General features: G+C 70.9%; 1 protein-coding gene. It reads left to right on the top strand.

The features are described 5' to 3' along the window. Window positions 1–82: 82 nt before the first annotated feature. A partial coding sequence (locus G4D86_RS51825; protein ID WP_164003107.1) for a transposase occupies window positions 83–570 on the top strand: 488 nt, incomplete at its 3' end.

Below are 570 nucleotides of genomic sequence, written 5' to 3' on the forward strand. Positions count from 1 at the left end.
TGCCCCCTGTGTCAGGGAAGTTGTCGCCTCGGCTGACGTGCCGAGCTGACGACGCCCTGGGGGCGAGAGCAGGCAGGACGCGGTGCCGTACACGGATGCATTCAAGGCGCAGATGGTGAAGCGGATGGTGGGCCCGGGAGCGGTGAGCGCCGCGGCACTGGCCCGCCAGGTGGGCGTCTCGCAGCCGACGCTGTCGCAGTGGTTGCGCGAGGCGAATAGGGTAGCGGCCATGCCGCCCCCGCCCGAGGAGAAGAAGCCCGCACTCCCCCCTGCGCCGAAGAAGTGGACGCCCCAGGAGAAGTTGCGCGTGCTGGCTGCGGCCCAGGAGCTTGCCGACGAGGAGTTGGGGGCGCTGCTGCGGCGCGAGGGGCTACACGAGGCGCAGCTGAAGGAGTGGCAGCAGGCCGCCGCCGGAGCTCTCTCGGGAGCCGCTGCGGAGCCCCTGCCCGCCAAGGAGCGCAAGCGGCTGGCCGCCGCCGAGAAGCGGGTGAAGGAGCTCGAGCGCGAGCTGCACCGCAAGGAGAAGGCGCTGGCCGAGACAGCCGCGCTGCTGGTGCTCGAAAAAAAACT

The sequence above is a fragment of the Pyxidicoccus caerfyrddinensis genome (genome assembly GCF_010894405.1).
GTDB lineage: Bacteria > Myxococcota > Myxococcia > Myxococcales > Myxococcaceae > Myxococcus > Myxococcus caerfyrddinensis.